At 60.7% G+C, this 19,845-nt stretch carries 11 protein-coding genes; 8 read left to right on the top strand and 3 right to left on the bottom strand.

Annotated features, from left to right (window positions below):
* Positions 1-358 precede the first annotated feature (358 nt).
* The 4 genes from GRAN_RS22005 (at position 359) to GRAN_RS21990 (ending at position 8,103) form a co-directional block, all read left to right on the top strand.
* On the top strand, positions 359-1,486 hold the full coding sequence (locus tag GRAN_RS22005; protein ID WP_241655081.1) for a LacI family DNA-binding transcriptional regulator: 1,128 nt from the start codon (positions 359-361) through the stop codon (positions 1,484-1,486).
* Positions 1,487-1,695: 209 nt separating this feature from the next.
* The gene (locus tag GRAN_RS22000; RefSeq protein WP_128915226.1) at positions 1,696-5,007 is read left to right on the top strand and encodes a TonB-dependent receptor; all 3,312 of its coding nucleotides are present in this window, start codon (positions 1,696-1,698) and stop codon (positions 5,005-5,007) included.
* Between the two features lie 254 nt (positions 5,008-5,261).
* Entirely contained in the window at positions 5,262-6,428 is a 1,167-nt protein-coding gene (locus tag GRAN_RS21995) for a tetratricopeptide repeat protein (protein ID WP_161571101.1), read from the top strand.
* The gene (locus tag GRAN_RS21990) at positions 6,403-8,103 is read left to right on the top strand and encodes a CRTAC1 family protein (protein WP_128915224.1); all 1,701 of its coding nucleotides are present in this window, start codon (positions 6,403-6,405) and stop codon (positions 8,101-8,103) included. Before GRAN_RS21995 ends, GRAN_RS21990 begins: the two co-directional genes overlap by 26 nt.
* Before the next feature lie 28 nt (positions 8,104-8,131).
* Here GRAN_RS21990 and GRAN_RS21985 read toward each other — a convergent pair whose 3' ends face one another.
* Positions 8,132-8,653 (bottom strand): hypothetical protein, encoded by a 522-nt coding sequence (locus GRAN_RS21985; RefSeq protein WP_128915223.1) that lies wholly within the window; start codon positions 8,651-8,653, stop codon positions 8,132-8,134.
* Positions 8,654-8,788: 135 nt separating this feature from the next.
* Here GRAN_RS21985 and GRAN_RS21980 point away from each other — a divergent pair, with 135 nt between their 5' ends.
* Positions 8,789-9,511, top strand: a complete 723-nt coding sequence (locus tag GRAN_RS21980) for a DUF4197 domain-containing protein (RefSeq protein WP_128915222.1) — start codon at positions 8,789-8,791, stop codon at positions 9,509-9,511.
* Positions 9,512-9,516: 5 nt separating this feature from the next.
* On the opposite strand, the gene GRAN_RS21975 is transcribed toward GRAN_RS21980, so the two are convergent.
* A complete protein-coding gene (locus GRAN_RS21975) occupies positions 9,517-10,341 on the bottom strand; it encodes a class I SAM-dependent methyltransferase (protein ID WP_128915221.1) in 825 nt (274 codons plus the stop codon).
* A 173-nt stretch (positions 10,342-10,514) separates the two neighbouring features.
* Positions 10,515-12,335, bottom strand: a complete 1,821-nt coding sequence (locus GRAN_RS21970; protein ID WP_128915220.1) for a glycoside hydrolase family 13 protein — start codon at positions 12,333-12,335, stop codon at positions 10,515-10,517.
* A 412-nt stretch (positions 12,336-12,747) separates the two neighbouring features.
* On the opposite strand from GRAN_RS21970, the gene GRAN_RS21965 reads away from it, so the two are divergent.
* The 3 genes from GRAN_RS21965 (at position 12,748) to GRAN_RS21955 (ending at position 19,778) form a co-directional block, all read left to right on the top strand.
* Positions 12,748-16,368, top strand: coding sequence for a TonB-dependent receptor (locus GRAN_RS21965; protein ID WP_128915219.1), 3,621 nt, complete (start codon positions 12,748-12,750; stop codon positions 16,366-16,368).
* A 127-nt stretch (positions 16,369-16,495) separates the two neighbouring features.
* On the top strand, positions 16,496-17,545 hold the full coding sequence (locus tag GRAN_RS21960) for a tetratricopeptide repeat protein (protein WP_241655080.1): 1,050 nt from the start codon (positions 16,496-16,498) through the stop codon (positions 17,543-17,545).
* A complete protein-coding gene (locus GRAN_RS21955; RefSeq protein WP_128915217.1) occupies positions 17,535-19,778 on the top strand; it encodes a CRTAC1 family protein in 2,244 nt (747 codons plus the stop codon). Before GRAN_RS21960 ends, GRAN_RS21955 begins: the two co-directional genes overlap by 11 nt.
* Positions 19,779-19,845: the final 67 nt, after the last annotated feature.

Genomic DNA, 19,845 nt, shown 5'->3' with positions numbered 1-19,845 from the left:
TCGCAGGCGGCTAATGGGTGGCCTTCGGTTCGGGCACTTGCAGACGGGTCACGGCGTCGGCCTGGGGGCCGCCGCAAGGGCCAGAGATGATGGCGAACTCGACGGTTCTCCCTCCTTACGCTGTACGACATAAGCAAAATAAGCAAATTTTTCGACGCGAGCTCCGCTGCGTTTTGACTGGCTGAACAGAATAAGAGATCGGACGGGGAAGGGACGAAGTCTCCGCGGGCGGCGAGGCTGGCGCTACTGGGTTGGTTCCTCGATTGCATCGCCAAGAGCGTTCGGCTGATGTTCGGGTACACTCAGGCGAAGCGGCGTTGAGAGAGCTCTCGATGCTCGACTCTTGATACTTTCTTTCATGGCCAAAACGCCCCCTTCCCACGCATCTTTGAAGACTGGCTCGCCGGAGACCGGCGAGACGACAACTCCCTCGGGTGGAGCGCTGCGACCGAACCTGAAGATGCTGGCGGCGCATCTTGGGCTGAGCCCGTCGACAATTTCCCTGGTGCTGAATAACGTTCCGGGACGGTCGATTCCGGAGGCAACGCGGGAACGGGTGCGGGCGGCGGCACGGGAGTTCAACTACCAGCCGAGTCTGATCGCGCGGAAGCTGCAGGGAAAACGGGTCAACACGATCGGGATCATGCTGCCGGAGCTGGGCGAGGGGTATCACTCGCAGGTGATCAGCGGGGCGGGCGAGTTGCTGATCCGGGAGGGGTACTTCTACTTCACGGTTCACCACCGGCATCGGTCGGAACTGGTGCGCGCGTATCCGGAGTTGCTGGAGGCGCGCGGAGTGGAGGGAATCCTGGCAATCGATACCCACCTGGAGGAGAGCCCCATGCTGCCGACGGTGCTGGTGGCGGGACGCTCGGAGCTGCCAGGAGTGTCGAATGTGATTCTTGATAGCGCCCTGGGAGCGAGGCTGGCGCTTGGGCATCTGTACGATCTAGGGCACCGGGATATCGTTTACATGCGTGGACAGCCGTTCAGCGCGGATACAGAGGTCCGATGGGCGGCCACGCTCGCGGTTGCGGAGACGCTTGGACTATCGGTGGATGAGGAACGGGTGATCCGGCTGGAGCAGGACTCGCACTCGCCGGAGATTGGGTATCCGGGGATCAAGAAGATCCTGGAGGCGGGAACACGGTTTACGGCGGTGGTGTGCTTCAACGACGTGAGCGCGATGGGGGTGATCCGGGCGCTGAGCGATGCGGGGCTGCGGATTCCTGAGGATGTGTCGGTGATCGGGTATGACGATGTGCAGTCGGCGGCGTACCACGTTCCGAGTTTGACGACGATCCGTCAGCCGCTGCAGAAGATGGGAGAGATCGCGGCGCAAACGTTGCTGGCGAAGCTTGCAGGGATGCCGACGGAGGATCTGATGCAGGTGGAGCCTGAGCTGATCGCGCGGGAGTCGACCGGACCGGTGAGCGAGGTGGTGGGTGGGGGTGGGCGAAAAGCGCGGAGACGCGCGTTGCGCTGACCTGAGGCCGGTCGCGATTAAGCAGGCAAAGATAACGTTTCCTCGTATCTTGTTCAAAGAAAAAGAGTAATTCGGACTATTTCCGAGAAAAAAGGCTTGACAGTGTTTGCCGCTGAGGGATTGAATGGTGCCCGACCTCAGGATACTCTTCTAGACAAGCGTTTGACTTGGTTAGACCACCTGCGGTCTTGAAGCACTTCGGAGGCAGTATGAAGAGAGACACTACACGCTTATTGCTGGCATTTCTGACGTTGGCCGCGCTCGCCTTTTCACTGGCAGGCCCGGCTGCAAGGGCGCAAAACACAAACTCCGGTGATATCCGCGGCACGGCGACGGACGCGACCGGCGCGGTGATACCGGATGTCAAAGTGACCATTCTCGATATTGAGAAGGGCGTCACGAAGGAGCTCACGACCAACTCGGCGGGCCTGTACGACTCTGGGCCGATTGTCACGGGCACTTACAAAGTTACGTTTACTAAGGAAGGCTTCAGCCAGTTCATCCGGTCGTCGGTGACGCTGAATGTGGGCACGATTCAGATCGACGCGGCGATGAAGACGGGCGGGGTGACGCAGGAGATCGTGGTCAACACCGACGTTCCGCTGATCAAGACGGAGACGGGCGAGCAGTCGACGACGCTGGTGGCGAAGGAGATGCAGAACCTTCCGAACCAGGGTCAGGACTGGCAGAACTTCGTGAAACTGATTCCGGGCGCTACGGGCACGAGCCAGTATGGCGCGACGGGGCAGGCGCTCTCGGTAAACGGGAACCTTCCTTACAACGCGGTGCTGAATGACGGTGCTTCGTCGGCGTTGTCGCACTCGGGTAACGCGGACGTTTCGGTGTTCGAGACGCTGCAGGAGGTGCAGATCAGCACGTCGGCGTTCTCGGCGCAGTATGGCATCGGCGGTGCGGTGTTCAACCAGATCAGCAAGGGCGGATCGAACCAGTGGCATGGGTCGTTGTATGAGTATGCGCAGAACGATTATCTGAATGCGCGCAGCTACTTTCAGAAGTCGGCGCCTTACACGCGGTTTCATAACTTCGGCGGATCGGTGAGCGGGCCGGTGCTGAAGGACAAGGCGTTCTTTTATTTCAACTACGACCAGGTGATCAACCTGAGCGCTTCGGTCGGGTTCAACACGGTTCCGACCGCCGCGATGCGCAATGGCGACTTCACGGGGCTTTCGCCGATCTACGATCCCACGACAACGACGCAGGCGACAGGGACGGATGGCAAGACGTATCTCAACCGCACGCAGTTCGCGAACAACAAGATCACGAATATCGATCCGGTCGCGGCGAAAGCGCAGGCTTACTATCCGGCGCCAAACGTGGCGGGAACCGTGGATCCGAAGACGGGGATTACAAGCAACAACTACTACTACAACATCCGTGGATCGCAGCCGTTCAAGAAGTACTTTGGCCGGTTCGACTACCAGTTCTCTCCGACCAACCGTTTGACGGCATCGGTGACGAAGCGTGATAACCCGGCGTTTTATCCTGGCTCGCTCGGATGCCCGATCAACTGCTATGTGGGCGACGTCGACAGCTACAACTCACAGATCACCGACGTGTGGAACATCAGCCCGACGTTCATCAACGAACTGCGCATGGGTTACACGAACCAGTTGAACTTCTTCGCGACGCAGACCGCGGGCAAGGGCATTCCGGCGGCACTTGGTCTCCAGTTTTCGCACGCCGATATTTTCCCGACGGTGAACATCAGCAGCTACCAGGGACTGAGCGCGGGTACGACGGCGGTGTACAAGGAGCATAACTTCGATCCTTCGGACATCGTGACGTTAATCCGTGGAAACCATGTGCTGCACTTCGGCGGGGAGTACCTGGTTTTCGAGGACAACTCGACGGCCTGGGGCAATGTAAACGGTGCGACGACCGGCTTTACCGGCACATACTCGCAGTGCACGTACTGCGTGCAGAAGGGGCAGGTTGCTTCTTCGGGCAATGCGTATGCTGACTTCCTTCTGGGTGATATCCAGAACTGGTCGGCGGGCGTGACGCCTGAGTTCGCGGGCCGGCAGAAGGCTCCGCAGATGTTCGTGCAGGATGACTGGAAGATCAAGTCGAACCTGACGATCAATCTTGGTCTGCGGTATCAGATCATGGAAGGCTGGAAGGATGCAAAGAACAACCAGAGAACGTTCGACCCGCTCATCACGAATGCGCTGACCAACACTCCGGGTGCGATGTGGTATGCGGCGAATGGCGATCATGGGCGCCACCAGTTGCAGAACAATGTCTACACCACCTTCCTGCCGCGTGTTGGTTTCGCGTACCAGGTTCGCCCGGACCTCGTCGTTCGCGGCGGATACGGCTTGTATGCGTATCTCTGGAGCCTCGATACCTACGGAAGCGGCGAAGGATCGGCGTTTGGCTCGCAGGGATCTTTGAGTGATACGACGAACGGTCTGAAAGTTCTTGGCTCCCTGTCTGGAACGAATCCGCAGTTCCTCTATATTCCTGCCGGCACGACGAACTCCGCGTTCAATGGGCAGGGTGTTTCGTATAACCAGCAGAACACCCCGGTCGCAAAGATCCAGCAGTACAACGGCACGATCGAGAAGCAGATCGGTGCGAATATGGCTGCGACGATCGCCTATGTCGGCAGCAAGTCGATGAACCTGAACTACAACGTCGATATCAACCAGGTGCCTGTGGGCAAGATGGCGGTGGTCGATCAGCAGTTCCGGCCGTTCACGCAGTACAACAACGTCACGGGGAGTACGAACAATGCGACGGCGAACTATAACTCACTGCAGCTTACCTTCAGCAAGCGCCTGACGAACACGTTCTCGATTTCGAGCAGCTACGTCTGGTCGAAATTCCTGAGCGAGTTCGACTCGTCGGCGTGGGGCAGCCGTGGTGGTACGCAGACCTACCAGAACGCTTACGATCCTTCCACGAACTATGGGCCATCGAACTTTGATACCCGACACGCGTTCAAGGGAAATGCGATCTTCCTCCTGCCGTTCGGATCGGGAAAGATGTTCCTGAACAAGAGCAAGTTCCAGGATGAGATCGTGGGCGGTTGGAATGTCTCGTCCACCTATGCGCTGCAGACGGGTAACCCGATCACGGTGACGGTGCCGAGCACATTGGGTCAGTCTTACACGTCGGGCAACCTGTATCCGAACATCGTAGGCAGCACGCGCGGTGCGAAGACGCTGGCCCAGTGGTTCAACCCGGCGTACAGCACGGCGACGAACCAGGTTGCGGGAGCAGGATTCTCGATCCCGACGAACGGTACCTTCGGCAATATGCAGAGAAACAGTATCTACGGGCCTGGGCTTGAGAACTTCGACCTTTCTGCAGGTAAGACGTTCAACCTGTGGGCGGAGCGGTACAAGTTCCAGCTTCGTGTGGATGCGACCAATGCACTCAACCATGCCAACTTCAGCAACCCCGGAACGTCGCTTGGGACGGGTGCTGCCGGCACGATCACGTCGACGCAGAACAACGGCAGAAACCTGCAACTGGGCGGACGCTTCTCGTTCTGATAACCTCGGGGCGACGGTGGCTTTGCGGCCGTCGTCGCCCTTATCCTTTTAAGATGGGTGGCGGGTTGGAAGTGTGCATTGGCGGCTGAAGCCACTTTGCCTCTTGCCGCATGGGTGGCTCGCCTGAAGGCGTGCCCTTAACACGACGGGCGTTCCTGACGCATCCGTAGTCTGTATCTCGCACTTGAAGGTCTTTTACGGTTCTCATGGTTCTACGTTCACGATGTGTGCTCTCGGGTGTTTTGCTTTTGCTGATGTCGTCTGGTTTGGGCAATGCGTTGGCGCAGTCGGCGGCGGGTGCTCCTGTATCTCCGCAGGACCATGCGCGGCGGGCGAATGAGTTTTTGAAGGCGAAGGACCCGGTGAAGGCGATCCCGGAGTTTGCGGCGCTGGTGGCGGCCCAGCCTGAGAATGTGGAGGCCCGCGCTAACCTCGGGGTTCTGCTTTATTTTCAGGGGAGATACGCCGAGGCGGAGGAGCATCTGCGCGCTGCGGTGCAGATGAAGCCAGACCTGACTCGGATCCAGGCGCTGCTTGGATTGTGCGAGTACCAGCTTGGGAAGCTGGATGGGGCGCGAGGGGATCTGTCGGCCGTGGTTGGAGGGCTGACGGATGCTGCCTTTCGGAAAGAGGTTGGGCTGACGCTGATCGAGGTGGAGACGGCGCAGCAGGATCTTGGGGCGGCGGCGGCGACCGCGGCGAAGCTGTTGGAGGCGGCTCCGACGGACGCGGAGTTGCTGTATGTGTCATATCGGATCCATAGTGATCTGGCGGGTGAGTCGCTGCTGAGTTTGTCGCTGGCGGCTCCGCAGTCGGCGCAGATGCAGCAGGCGATCGCGCATGAGTTGGAACGGATTCGGGACCTGCCGGGAGCTATCGCGGCCTTTCGCAGGGCGATCGCGAAGGATCCGAGTTTGCCTGGGGTTCACTTTGAGTTGGCCGAGGCGCTGCACGGCTCGGATAACGAGGCGGATAAGGCGGCGGCGGAGAAGGAGTATGAGGCGGCGCTTCAACGGAATCCGCACGAGGTGCAGGCGACTGTGCGGCTTGGAGATATCCGGGCGGATCGGGGTGACCTGGATGGGGCGGCTGGGCTGTATGAGCAGGCCCTAAAGGAGCAGCCCGGGAATGCGGATGCGGCGATCGGGCTGGCTCGGGCTTACAGCGAGAAGAATGAGAATGAGAAGGCGCTGCCGTACTTGCTGCACGTTCTTGAAGCGGACCCGTCCAACATGCTGGCGCACTTTCGGCTGAGCGCGCTTTACCGGAAGATGCACAGGCCGGAGGATGCGAAGCGGGAGCTGGCGGAGTATCAGAAATACAAAGGAATCAAGGATGGAATGCGTGAGGTGTATGGGGCGATGCGGATTCAGTCGCCGCATGGGGCGGGGGACGATGCCGGGAGCAAGATGGGTCGTTAGGCTCGCCTCGCTGGTGGCGCTGTGTCTGGTGGCTGATAAAGGTGGGGCGCAGGGGACGCCGAGGCTCGAGGATGTGACGGCTTCGACGGGCATTCACTTCGAACATCTTTCGAGCCCGGAGCAGAGATACATTGTCGAGTCGATGAGCGGTGGGGTGGCGCTGATCGACTACGACGGGGACGGGTGGCTGGATATCTACTTGACCAATGCTCCGAATGTGGCGATGGCGCTGGCGGGGAAAAAGGCGCGGGGGGCGCTCTATCGGAATAACCATGATGGGACGTTTACGGATGTGACGGAGAAGGCGGGGGTGGCTACTCCGTGCTGGGCGATGGGCGCGGCGGTGGCGGATGTGACGAACAGCGGGCGTCAGGATCTACTGGTGAGCTGCTTTGGTGGAGTGGTGCTGTATCGCAATAACGGCGATGGGACGTTCACGGATGTGACGGCTAAGTCGGGGTTGGCCAAGGATGTGGGATGGGCGACCGGGGTGACGTTCGGGGACTATGACGGGGATGGGTTTCCGGATCTGTTTGTGCCGCATTATGTGGATCTGGACTTGAATGATCTGCCGAAGTTCGGGTCGGTGAAGACGTGCCAGTATCACGAGATTGCGGTACAGTGCGGGCCGCGGGGGCTGAAGGGGTCGGGGGACTCTCTGTATCACAACAATGGGGATGGGACGTTTACGGAGGTGGGGGCTTCGGCGGGGGTGGATGACAAGAAGCATTATTTTGGGATGGGGGCGGTCTGGACGGACTTTGATAACGACGGGAAGATCGATCTGTTTGTCGCGAACGATGGGGAGACGAACTATCTCTACAAGAATGAGGGTGGGGGGCGGTTCAAGGAGATTGGGCAGGACGCGGGGGTGGCGTTCAGCGAGGATGGGCTCGAGCAGGCGAATATGGGCGTTGCCGTCGGGGACTTCGAGAATAAGGGGCGGATGAGCGTGGCGGTCAGCCACTTCAGCGATGAGTACTTGGCGCTGTATCGAAATGAAGGCGGGATGAACTTTACTGATGTGTCGCATGCTGTCGGGGTGGCTCGGGGGACGGAGCGGTATGTGGGGTGGGGGGATGCGTTTGTCGATCTCGATAACTCTGGGTGGCTGGATCTGGTGCTGGTGAATGGGCATGTGTATCCACAGGTGGATGACGCGAAGCTGGGAATTCATTACCGGGAGCCGGGGGTGCTGTTTCGGAATACTCGGGATGGGAAGTTCAAAGAGACTGCGGAGGCTGCGCTGGGCGTGGGGCGGGTGAGCCGGGGGATGGCGGTCGGGGATTTGTTCAACCGGGGGGCTTTGGATCTGGTGGTGGAGAATTTGACCGGGGGGCCTACGATTTTGTCTTCACGGCCGGATCAGGCGCACCACTGGATGAGCTTGCAGTTGGAGGGGGCTCCGAAGAATCGGCTGGCCTTGAATGCTCGGGTGAAGGTGACGGTGGGTGGGGTGACGCAGATGCAGGAGGTTCGGTCGGGCGGGAGTTATCTTTCGCAGAGCGATCTGCGGCTGCACTTTGGGCTTGGCGCGGCTAAGGTGGCGGAGGTCGTTGAGGTCTCGTGGCCGGGTGGGGGGACGCAGCAGTTTCGTGGTGTCGCAGGCGATAAGTTCTATAAGTTGAAGCAGGGTGGAGAGCTTAGCCCGGTTGTTTATACGCGGGCTAAGTAAAAGGCCTTGGGGAAGCTCGGCCGAAGAATTAGTGGCCGGTCAGGTCGGGGGTCAGGGTAACGTAGTTTCGGCCCAGGTAGAGGCGTGCGCTTCCCTGGGACGATGGGTCGGGGAGGATCTGGAGGGGGTTGGGGCGCGGCAGGGCGGTGTCGCGGGTGGAGGCAGTCTTGAAGAGTTCGTGGGCTCCGAGGTCGAGGACGATGAACTGGTTGTTGGCGATCATGCCGACGCCGTAGGCTCCGGGCTTCAAGGTCTGATCGCCGATCTTCAGAGGATTCTCGGTGATGAGGTAGGCCTGGTAGTTTTCCTGTACGGCGGTGCTGTACCCGGAGGTATCGACGAGGGTGGCGAGGACGAGACGGTCTCCGAGGAACTTGATGCCGGCGGAGTTGCGGCCCTGGATGGGAGCGGATTTGCCGCGATAGAAGACGGTTGGGGGGAGGATGGCGGAGGCCTGGTCGCGGCTGAGGAGGGTGAGGGGGGATTGGGCGAAGGCGGGAAGGATGGAGACGAAGAGGATTAAGGCTAGCCTGGCGAAGCGGATGGGCATGGTTGGCTAATGGTACGGAATGGGCGGCACGGTGGCAAGGTTGGGGGGATCCCCTGCAGGTCGAGTGCCGGAGGTTTCGCTGGTCACAGCGGAGTGCGTTCCCGTGCTACCGTTAGCTGGTCAGGAGCCAACCCCATGTCACACCGCGCAGCACGTCTCGCCCTCATCTGCTGTTTAGCTTTTGCCCCCGTGGTTGCCGGGGCGCAGCTTCCCAAACTTCCAGGCTTCGGCGGTTCAAGCGCCGGTGCGGGTTTGCCGGATACGCAGATCGCTTCCGGTCTCAAAGATGCGCTTTCCGTAGGGACGCAGAAGGCAGTGAAGCTGGTGGCGCAGCCGGGTGGCTATCTCGATAACCAGGCGATCAAGATCCTGCTTCCGCAGAGCCTTCGGCCGGTGGAGAAGGGGTTGCGCGCGGCGGGACAGGGGCCGAAGATCGACGACTTCGTCGCCAGCATGAACCATGCCGCGGAGTCGGCGGCGCCTGAGGCGGAGAAGATCTTCGCGGGTGCGGTGCGGGAGATGACGATCGACGATGCGCGGAAGCTGCTGAATGGAGGCGATACTTCGATCACCGACTACTTCAAGTCGAAGACGTCGGCCGAGCTGACGACCGCCTTCAGGCCGCATGTAGAGGCGGCGATGAAGGAGAACGGCGTGACGCAGCAGTACCAGGCGCTGGCGGGACAGGCTCCGCAGTTGCCGTTCATGAACAGCGGGAAGTTCGATATTGACAGCTACGTGGTGAGCAAGGCGCTCGATGGACTGTTCTACATGCTGGGAGAGCAGGAAAAGCAGATCCGGACGAACCCCGCGGCACGGTCGACCGCCCTGTTGAAGCAGGTGTTCGGAGGCAAGTAGAGGAATCAGCTTCGGGTTGCGGTGACTTGCAGGTACTCGTTGCGGATGAGCGTGTGGTTGGCAGGATCCTGGGAGACGTTGGCGTTGGTCCAGAGGGCTTCGAGGTCGGCGGTGAGGGCTTGCTGGCCGACTTCGTCGAGACGCTTGTAGGCCATGTGCGTTGGACCAAAGTAGGTGCGGAAGAATGCGACGGCGCCGGCAGGGCTTGTGGGAAGATCGAAGTCGATCGGGATGAGCTCGGTCTCGATGCCGGTGAAGTATGGGGCCAGACGCTGGCGGACCGTGGTTCCGTCTCCCCAGAGGACGGGTGGAGGGATAGTGGGAGGGTGCGGAGTATGTTTGCCGCCTACCTTGAACATTAATCCGGAAAAGCTGGCGGGGTTCCAGTTTGCCATCGCGAGGAGCCCCCCGGGCTTGAGGACGCGGGCGAGTTCCGAGGCGACGACTTCGGGGCGCGGGGCGAACATGGCTCCGAACATGGTGACGACGGCGTCGAAGGAGGCGTCGGGATAGGGGAGCTGCTCGGCGTCGCCCTCGTCGAAGGTGACGGACAGACCTTCGGCTGCGGCGCGGTCCCGGGCCTGGACGAGGAGGTTGGCGGCGATGTCGACGCCGGTGACGATGGCTCCTGCGCGGGCGAGCGGGATGGCGAGGTTTCCGGTGCCGCAGGCTACGTCGAGGACGCGGGTGCCGGGCGGAACGGTGAGGCGGCTGATGAACTCTTCGGCGTTGCCGGAGATGGTTTTGGCCACAACGCCGAAGTCGCCAGCCATCCAGGTGGCGCGCATGGAATCTTTGATTTGCTGCAGGGATGGGGCGTTGGGTTCCATGGCCGTCCTTGTTGTGGGTTGGGTGGTGGTTGGTCTTCGACAACTGTACAAGGGAGAGCAAGGCAACGGCGGTCGGGCGGTTTACGTTCCCACCCTCACCGACGATGGTGCCGTCGGTGAGGATGGGGCACCCGGACGTTTTTCGTGGTTCGGCAAAAGCGATGAGGAGGAGGCTACTCGACGGTCGCGATCCAGGTGGAGTAGGGCGGGAGGGTGATGTCTTTCAGGGTGGTGGTGGACTGAAGGGCGGGGGCATCGCTCAGTAGGGTCTTGACTTGCGTGCCCTTGGCGGGGGTGCCGGTCAGGTCGAGGGTGATGGTCTGGGGTTGGGCGCTGAAGTTGAAGGCACTTACTACCGACGGATGGCCAGGCAAGGTGCGGACCCACGAGAGAACGTTGGTGTTGGACTTGTCGAGCATCGTGACGCCTCCGTCATGCAGGGCGGGGAGGGTGCGGCGGAGCTCGATGAGTTTGTGGAACCAGGCTAGCTCGGAGTTGGGGTCGGCCATCTCGGACTTGACGTTGATGGTCTTGTAGCTCGGCGGGATGGGGAGCCAGGTGCTCGCGTTCGTGCTGAAGCCGGCCTGGGGTGAGTCGTCCCACTGCATGGGGGTGCGCTCGCCGTCGCGGCCCTTTTCCTTGGGCCAACCGGTGATGCCGATGGGGTCCTTGACGTCCTCTTTGCGGGTGGGCGTGGTGGTGGGCATGCCCAGCTCTTCGCCGTAGTAGGTGAGGACGGCGGCGTGGCTGGTAAAGAGCATTCCGGCGAGGAGGCGGGCGATCTGGGGATTGTGGGTGCCGTCGCCGAAGCGGTCGATGGAGCGGATGTTGTCGTGGTTGTCGAAGACGAAGAGGGGGAGCGAGCCGTGGAGCTGGGTCTCGGCCTCGGTGATGTGGTTGCGGAAGTCGGTGGCGTCGAACTTGTTGGTGAAGCCCATGAGCATGTCCATGGGGAGGTTGAGCTCGTCCTTCTTCGCTCCGCCGTACCAGAGGTCCAGCTCGGCGGTGTTGGGGAGGTAGGTTTCGCCGATGAGGACGCGGTTGCCCGGGTAGGCCTGGGTCATGGCCCGCATGCGGCGGATGACGCCGTGGACTTCGGGGAGATTGCTCTGGTACTCGTCGGAGAGGTTGGGATCGCCCTGGGCGTTGATGCCACCCTTGTCGGGAGCGTTGCGGAGCTGGGTGTCTTCAAAGAGGGTGGGGATGGCGTCGAGACGAAAGCCGGCGACGCCGCGGTCGAGCCAGAAGCGCATGGTGTCGAACATGGCCTTCTCGACGGCGGGGTTGCGCCAGTTGAGGTCGGGCTGCTGGATATAGAAGTAGTGGTAATAGAACTGGTGAACGGCGGGGACCCACTCCCACGCGGAGCCGCCGAAGGTCGAGGTCCAGTTATTGGGTGGGACTTTGCCTTCGTGCTCGTACTTCTTCTGGAAGGCTCCGACGCCGGGCGAGTCGGCGGGGATGCCGTCGTTCCAGACGTACCAGTTGTGCTTGGGGTTGGTGCGGGAGCTGGCGGCGTCGACGAACCACTGGTGCTTGTCCGAGGTGTGGTTCATGACCATGTCGAGGATGACGCGGATGTTGTGCTGCTTGCCGGTGGCGAGGAGCTTGTCGAAGTCGGCGAGGGTGCCGTACTGGGGGTCGACAGCCTCGTAATTGGAGATGTCGTAGCCGAAGTCAACCTGGGGCGAGGGGTACATGGGGGAGATCCAGATGGCGTCGATGCCCAAATTCTGGAGATAGTCCATGCGCTGGGTGATGCCGTTGAGATCGCCGATGCCGTCGCCGTTGGAGTCCTGGAAGGAGCGGGGGTAGATCTCATAGACGACGGCGTGCTTCCACCAGATATCAGAGGCGGGGCTGGCTGCGGTCTGGGCGGCGGCGAACGCAGTGCTTAGAAGCGCGGTCGACAGGGCGAAGACACCGGCGAGAACGGTAAGACGGGCCCGTGTGCGGCGTAGTGATGACTTTGCCTCGGGAAACAACTTGGGCATAAACCGGCCTCCAAAACCATTCGGGAAACTATAGCACTCCTGACGAAAAGGCTTAATTGCCATGTCATTTCAGATAAGTTACAGTGCAATTCCGGCTACGTTATTTGGTAATTTCCCAAGATGGAAATCTGTAAATGCGGATAATAAACGTTTTCTCAGCGCGGTAACGCGGTCGGACCAATTGTTATAACAGCTGGGGTCTCCGCGTACCAACAAAGTGGCTTGACAGTGTCCGCTTCCGTTCAGTAAGGTTCTCGACGAAATCGCCAATGGGTTTACGACGTTCTCCACCAAAAGGATGAGAGCGGGCACTACAGGGTCATTCGTTGCCAGCCAGGTCTCCGCGAGAGAGGCTGACGGCGACGGGTTGGGAACGGCCGCACAACAGCGGCGCAGGTACTTAGGAGGTTGTATGAGGGAGCAGTTCAGCAAGTTCAAATTAGCGGTCTGCCTGGGCGTGATGCTTGCGTCGCTGGCGAGCGCACCAAGAGCGATGGCCCAAGCAGTCTACGGCTCCATCTTTGGAACCGTGACCGATTCGACAGGCGCCGTAATCCCGAACGCTACGATCACGGTGACGGATACGGCAAAGGGAACCTCAAACAACGTGACGTCGAACGGTAGCGGCGAGTTTACCGTGGATCACCTTATCCCGGACACGTATGACATCAAGATTGCTTCGGCTGGCTTCAAGGGCTACCAGGCGCAGGGTGTGCTCGTCCAGGCGGATACATCGCGCAAGGTGGAAGCAGTGCTGGAGATCGGCGGCTCGGATCAGGTGGTGAACGTGAGCGCCGATTCGATTCCGCAGTTGAAGACGGATCGCGCGGACGTTTCGACGACGTTCAGCTCGCAGGAGATCGTCGACCTGCCCATTCCGGATCGTAACTTTACGAACCTGCAGCTTCTTCTTCCCGGTGCGCAGCAGCTTGGCTGGAGCCATGCGCCGAGCGAAAACCCGCAGGGATCCAAGCAGATCGAAGTCGATGGACAGGCGTTCGCGGGTGTGGCGTTCCAACTGGACGGAACCGATAACCAGGATCCGATCCTGGGCATCATCGTGATCAACCCGAACTCGGATTCGCTTTCGGAGACGAAGATTACGACGCAGAACTTCGACGCTGAGTTCGGCAAAGCGGTTTCCTCTGTGATCACGGCGCAGACGAAGTCGGGTTCGAACAGCTTCCACGGTTCGGCGTTCGACTATCGTGAGAGCAGCTACAACCTGGCGCGCGATCCGTTCAACCAGCCAGCCGCGACGGGCGTCCCGGGCGCGATCAAGAGCCAGTTCGGCGGCTCGGTGGGTGGGCCGATCCTGAAGGACAAGGCATTCTTTTTCGGCGACTACCAAGGCGTCCGGCAAAAGGTTGGTACGGCGAACACGCAGACGGTTCCGACGCAAAAACTGATCAACTCTTGCCTTGGAGGTGGGGGTTGCGACTTCAGTGAGTACGCGACCGCACTTGCCGGTGGCGGCCAACTTGTCTACAAGAACACTCTTAACGCGGATGGCACCTACACCACCACGCCCTATGCGAATAACGTCATCCCCGCGTCGGACCTTTCGGCCCCGGCGCTCGCGGTGCTGAAGTCGCTTCAGCCTTTCGCTCCGAACAACAACACCGGCACCTTCCCCGGACTGGTGCAGAACTATTCGAAGAGCGGTAACGGTCTGTTCAACAGCAACCAGTGGGATGTTCGCGGAGACTACCAGTTCAGCGAGCGTATCCATGCCTTCGGCCGGTTCAGTCGCTTTACCGATACACTTACGGGCGCAGTCATGTTCGGCGACGCGGGCGGTGCGGGCTTCGGTCTCGGCGGCTATGGTGGAACCTCGCAGGGCGCGAACGACAGTGCCGCGGCGGGTGTCGATGTCGCGGTGAATTCGAAGCTGGTGACGGATATCCGGCTTGGTTACTTCCGCTACAACATCAAGACGTCGAAGTATGACCAGGGCACCGCGGCCGGCACGGCGCTTGGAATCCCTGGCGTGAACACATCGAACAGCTTCACAAGCGGATCTCCAGGCTTCCGTATTCAAGATGTGGGCACGAGCTTTGGCTCTCTGCCGAGCCAGGACACGGGATCGCAGTATGGAGCCGGCTTGAACATCAACCGCTGTAACTGCCCTCTTGCAGAACGCGAGGACCAGTTCCAGCTTGCAAACAACTGGACCAAGACGATCGGCAATCACTCGATCAAGTTCGGCGCCGACCTTCGGTATGCGCGCAACCTGCGCGTCCCGAGCGACGACGATCGCACCGGCGAACTCCAGTTCAACTCCGGGCCGACAGCACTTCCCGGGGCGACCGGCCAGAGCGGACTTGGCTTCGCGACGTTCGTAACGGGCAAGGTGACAAACTTCCTTCGGTTCGTGAGCACCTCGACGAACGCGAAGGAGTTCCAGAAACGCGACTTCTTTTACGCACAGGACACATGGCGCGTAAGCCAGAAGCTGACCATGAACCTCGGCCTGCGGTACGAGATGTACTTCCCCGAGAGCATCAACGGGCCGGGCAACGGCTCGTTGCTGAACCTCGCCACCGGCTATCTGCAGGTTGCGGGTATCGGCAGCGTGGGAAGCAACATGAACTACCAGCGCTCGACCAACACCTATAACCCACGCATCGGTGTTGCCTACCAGGTGACGCCACAGACGGTGATTCGTGCGGGCTACGGGCGCAGCTTCGATATCGGCGTGTTCGGGTCGATCTTCGGTCATGCGGCAACGCAGAACCTTCCCGTGCTGGCCGCTCAACAGGTGACGCAGGTCGGCAACCAGGGTTCGGCGTTCCTGCTGCAGAACGGTCCTCCGGCACCAACGCCGGTTGCCGTTCCATCGAATGGCCTTCTTCCAAACCCCGGCAACCTAGTGAACTCGCACTCGCGGCCGACGACCCTCCGCCTGCCTACCCTGGATGCTTGGAACCTGTCGGTCCAGCAGTCGCTCTCGCCGACACTGTCGTTCACGATGGCGTATGTCGCGAACAAAGGAACACACACCCTGGGCGATCAGTCCGGGCAGCAGACGAACCCGAACGAGGCGGCGATCACGCTTCCCGCGCAGTACAGCGTGAACGGTCAAACCCTCCATTACGATCCGGCGGCAGGAAACGCGCTTCCGGGACCGGGTCAGACGGCGACTGGGAACTCGATCTACCTGCAGCGGTACTACGGCGGCAAACTGGCGGCCTGCTCGGATGCGGCGTATACGGCGGCCGGAGGCGTGAATGCTCCAAACGGCGGATGCGGCTGGACGAACGGCATCCAGTACTACGGCAACGACCTCGACTCACACTACAACGCACTGCAGGCAACGATCACCAAGACCATGGCTCATGGCATTTCGCTGAACGCCAACTATGCGTGGCAGCAGGCGATCAGCGAGGCGACGGGTTACTCCACCTGGAGCCGTCCGGCGGTTCGCGGTCGCGATGGCGCTCTGCGTCAGCAGCAGGTGATCGTGTACGGGTTGTTCCAGCTACCGATGGGTAAAGGCAAGCTGCTCTTCGGAAATGCGAACAGGATCGTCAACACAATCGTTGGCGGCATCGAGATCAATCCGGTCATCACATACTCGAGCGGTCTGCCGTTCACGCTCAACTACTCCACCTGCAGCGCGAACCTGCCGGGGAGCGCACCATGCTATGTCTCCGGCCAGAAGGACTCGTTCAAGCGGCACGTCACGGGCTTCCCGGGCGGTCCAAACGGGCTTTCCTACTATGACAAGGTCAACCTCACCAACGGAAGCACGCCGTTCTTTATTCCCGGGCTGGACCAGATTGGCAACACTGGCCGCAACTCGGAGTTTGGACCGCGCTTCTTCAACGGCGATCTTTCGATTCAGAAGAACTTCCTGATTCGCGAGAAGGTCACCTTCCAACTGCGGGCAGATGGATTCAACGCCTTCAACCACATCAACTTCGCCAGCCCCAACGGCAACATCGATCAGGGCGGCGCGATCACCGGCGGGCCGTATCCGAATGGATCGAATCCACGGCAGATGCAGTTCTCGGCTCGCGTGCAGTTCTAACAAGTTGCAGCAGTTTGTGGGAGGAGCCCAAGAGGCTCCTCCCTTTTTTTGACTTTGGGAGTGCATGCGTTTCGAATGAACGAGCGGGCCGGGTAAGAACATGGACAGGAACGAAAAGAGATTCGGGTTGGGTTGGTTGTGCGTAGCAGCACTTGCCGTGGGTTGCTCCGGCCTGGTGCTGAGCGGGCAGACGACGACCCCGTCTGCGAAGGTTGATGCTGGAGGGAGCACGGCTGAGGTACTGCAGAGTCTGCGGAAGACGATCGATTCAGGCCATCCGCAGGATGCATTGACCCAGATCGCCGAGTTGCGCACAAAGCAGCCAGCGCCACATGGGCTGAGCAGGATGGAGGGGCTGGCGCAGTATGCGCTTGGGCATCTACAGGCGGCGGATGCTGCCTTCGGGATCGCGCTCAAGGAAGATGGGACGGATGTCGAGTCGACGCAGATGCGCGGGATGACGCTGTTCCGGCTTGGGCGTCCGGCGGATGCGATTCCTCTGCTCGAAGCATCGCGAACGATGAACTCCGGGACGAAGGCGGATCCGAACTACGTGCTTGCGCTGTGCTACATCGATGCGCGTCGATACGACGATGCGCGGCGTGCATTCGCGATGCAGTATGGGTTTACGCCGGATGGGGCTCCTGCTTACCTATTGGCGGCAAGGATGCTTCTGAGGCGTGAGTATCTTCCGCTGGCGCAAGGCTTTGCAAAGAAGGCGCTGGATCTGCAGCCTTCCCTTCCCCTGGCGCACGCGCTGCTCGGCGAGATCGCGCTTGCCGGAAATCATCTCGACGAGGCCATTGCAGAGTTTGAGAAGGAGCGTACGAGCAATCCGCTGGAGGGCTCTGTCTATGACCGGCTTGGCGATGCGTATAGTCGCGCGGCGCGGTACGAGGAGGCGCAGCACAGCTTGCAGGAGGCGCTCTTGCTGGAGCCGAATGCGACGGGTCCGTACATTCTGCTGGGCAAGACGATGTTGAAGCGCGGAGATGCGCTTGGGGCGGCGACGTATCTCGAGCACGCAGTGCAGATGGATCCCGGGAACTACATCTCGCACAGCCTGCTTGGACAGGCCTATCGGACGATGGGACGCAAGGACGACGCGAGCCGGGAGACGGCGACGGCGCAGAGGCTCCAGAGCGCGAGCGAACCGAAGATTGAGAATGCGAACTAAGCTCCACAGCCTGCTTGTCTGTCTTGTCGCGATGAAGTTGTTCGCTGGTGAGCGGGCCGGTGCGCAGGAGATGGCGATGCCGGCTCCGATGATCGGGTCGGTGTCACTTCCGGCGAAGGGCGCTGACACGGACCCGGTCTACCAGAGTGCCAGCACGAAGCGCATGGCCGAGAGGCTGCGGAGTGTTTTTGCGGCGACGGATTGGAAGCTCGATCCGAGCAAGCCCGGGGAGCGTGTACGGTACTACTCGGAGATGCTGCGGACGCAGAAGCTCGCGTTGCGTGAGGACTCCGTCGTCCGCCAGCAGCTTGCCCGGGAGATGCTTGGTGCGGGGGACAACGAAGGGGCTGTGCGCCAGCTTGAAGAGGTTCGCCGGCGGTGGACGGCTGCGAACGAGATGATCCCGGCAGAGAACGCAAAGGAGCTTGGGCGGTGGCTCGCGACGGCGTATTTGCGGCTTGGCGAGCAGGAGAACTGCGCACACATGCATGGGCAGGGCGCCTGCGTGTTTCCTCTGCGGGCGAGCGCCGTTCATCAGATGCCGCGGGGCGCGCAGGGTGCGGTGCGGGAGTTGACGGCGCTGCTGGAGCGCGATGCGAAGGATACCGAGGCTCAGTGGCTGCTAAACATCGCCTATATGCAGCTTGGGAAGTATCCGCAGGATGTCCCGGCGAAATGGGTCATCCCACCGGCGCGGTTCAAGTCAGATGCAGCGCTGCCGGAGTTTGCGGAGGTTGCGGCAGGTGCGGGAATCGATATTACTTCGCATGCCGGCGGAGTCGTCGTTGAGGACTTCGACGGGGATGGGTGGCTCGATGTGATGGTGACATCGTCTGGGCCATTGGACCAGATGCACCTGTTCCATAACAACGGTGACGGGACGTTTCGGGACGTGACGCGGCGGGCCGGTTTGATCGGGGAGACCGGTGGGTTGAACATCGTTCTGACGGACTACAACAACGATGGCAAGCCGGATGTGCTTGTGTTGCGTGGCGGATGGTGGGGTAAGCAGGGATGCTATCCCATGTCGTTGCTGCGGAACAATGGGGATGGGACGTTCGACGATGTGACGGAGGAGGCGGGGCTGCTCTCGATGCATCCGACGCAGACGGCGGCCTGGGCGGACTTCGATGGGGATGGGTGGCTCGATGTGATGGTGGGGCATGAGTCGACGGCGAGCGATCCGCACCCGTCGCAGTTGTTTCGGAATAACCGGGATGGGACGTTTACCGAGGTAGGCGGGGCGAGTGGGTTGGCGGATTTGGGGTTCGTCAAGGGGGTGGCTTGGGGGGACTTCAATAACGATGGGCGGCCAGACTTATATGTGTCGGTGATGTATGGGAAGAATCGTCTCTTTCGCAACGATGGCAAGGGGAAGTTCACTGACGTGACGGCCATGGCTGGTGTTGCGTTGCAGAGCAACAGCTTTGCAACGTGGTTTTTCGACTATGACAACGACGGATGGCCGGACCTGTTCGTCGCGGGCTACTCGACTGCCGGGACGGCGGATGTTGGCGCGTTCGAAATAGGTCTACCGAACCATGCCGAGTTCCCGAAGTTGTACCGCAACATGCATGATGGGACGTTCAAGGACGTAACGGCGGCAATGCATATGAATCGGGCGATTCTGCCGATGGGGGCGAACTTCGGAGATCTCGATAACGACGGGTGGCTCGATGTATACCTGGGGACGGGCGACTCAACGTACCAGGCGCTGTTGCCGAACCGGATGTTTCGCAATGCGGGTGGGCAGAGGTTCGAGGACGTAACCACGGCGGGCGGCTTTGGGCATCTGCAGAAAGGGCATGGGATTGTCTTTGCGGATCTTCGAAATGTGGGGCTCGAAGATGTGTTTGAGGAGATGGGTGGGGCTCAGACGGGGGATAGCTATCAAAGCGCGCTCTATCAGAATCCCGGGAACGGGAACCACTGGGTGACGGTGATGCTCGAGGGGGTAAAGACGAACCGGGCGGCCTTCGGTGCGCGCATTGACGTGACTGTGAAGAGTGGGAGTGGGGCCAGGCATATCTACCGGACGGTGGGGTATGGGTCGAGCTTTGGAGGCAATCCGCTCCGGCAGCACGTCGGGATTGGCACTGCGGATCGCGTGGAGGAGATTGCGGTGACGTGGCCAGTGACAGGTATCGTCGAGCGCATACGCGGGGTGCAGGCGGACAGGACGTACCGGATGCGCGAAGGCAGCGGGAAGCTTGTGCCGGTTGTGCTGCACTGAGCCAGCCGTCCTGTTGATGACGTATGCTGGCACTCTTTATACTTGTGCGCTGAGACAGCGGTAGAGA

The sequence above is a fragment of the Granulicella sibirica genome, from assembly GCF_004115155.1.
In the GTDB taxonomy this organism is placed as follows: Bacteria; Acidobacteriota; Terriglobia; order Terriglobales; family Acidobacteriaceae; genus Edaphobacter; species Edaphobacter sibiricus.
Note: the sequence above shows the minus strand (reverse complement) of the source record. Positions and strands in the feature narration are given on the sequence as shown.

What these genes read in the sequence shown, in the direction of transcription:
- GRAN_RS21955 (WP_128915217.1), top strand. Translation starts at nt 17,535, where the DNA reads ATGCGAACTAAGCTCCACAGCCTGCTTGTCTGTCTTGTCGCGATGAAG.
- GRAN_RS22005 (WP_241655081.1), top strand. Translation starts at nt 359, where the DNA reads ATGGCCAAAACGCCCCCTTCCCACGCATCTTTGAAGACTGGCTCGCCG.
- GRAN_RS21995 (WP_161571101.1), top strand. Translation starts at nt 5,262, where the DNA reads ATGTCGTCTGGTTTGGGCAATGCGTTGGCGCAGTCGGCGGCGGGTGCT.
- GRAN_RS21990 (WP_128915224.1), top strand. Translation starts at nt 6,403, where the DNA reads ATGCCGGGAGCAAGATGGGTCGTTAGGCTCGCCTCGCTGGTGGCGCTG.
- GRAN_RS21980 (WP_128915222.1), top strand. Translation starts at nt 8,789, where the DNA reads ATGTCACACCGCGCAGCACGTCTCGCCCTCATCTGCTGTTTAGCTTTT.
- GRAN_RS21975 (WP_128915221.1), bottom strand. Translation starts at nt 10,341, where the DNA reads ATGGAACCCAACGCCCCATCCCTGCAGCAAATCAAAGATTCCATGCGC.
- GRAN_RS22000 (WP_128915226.1), top strand. Translation starts at nt 1,696, where the DNA reads ATGAAGAGAGACACTACACGCTTATTGCTGGCATTTCTGACGTTGGCC.
- GRAN_RS21965 (WP_128915219.1), top strand. Translation starts at nt 12,748, where the DNA reads ATGAGGGAGCAGTTCAGCAAGTTCAAATTAGCGGTCTGCCTGGGCGTG.
- GRAN_RS21970 (WP_128915220.1), bottom strand. Translation starts at nt 12,335, where the DNA reads ATGCCCAAGTTGTTTCCCGAGGCAAAGTCATCACTACGCCGCACACGG.
- GRAN_RS21985 (WP_128915223.1), bottom strand. Translation starts at nt 8,653, where the DNA reads ATGCCCATCCGCTTCGCCAGGCTAGCCTTAATCCTCTTCGTCTCCATC.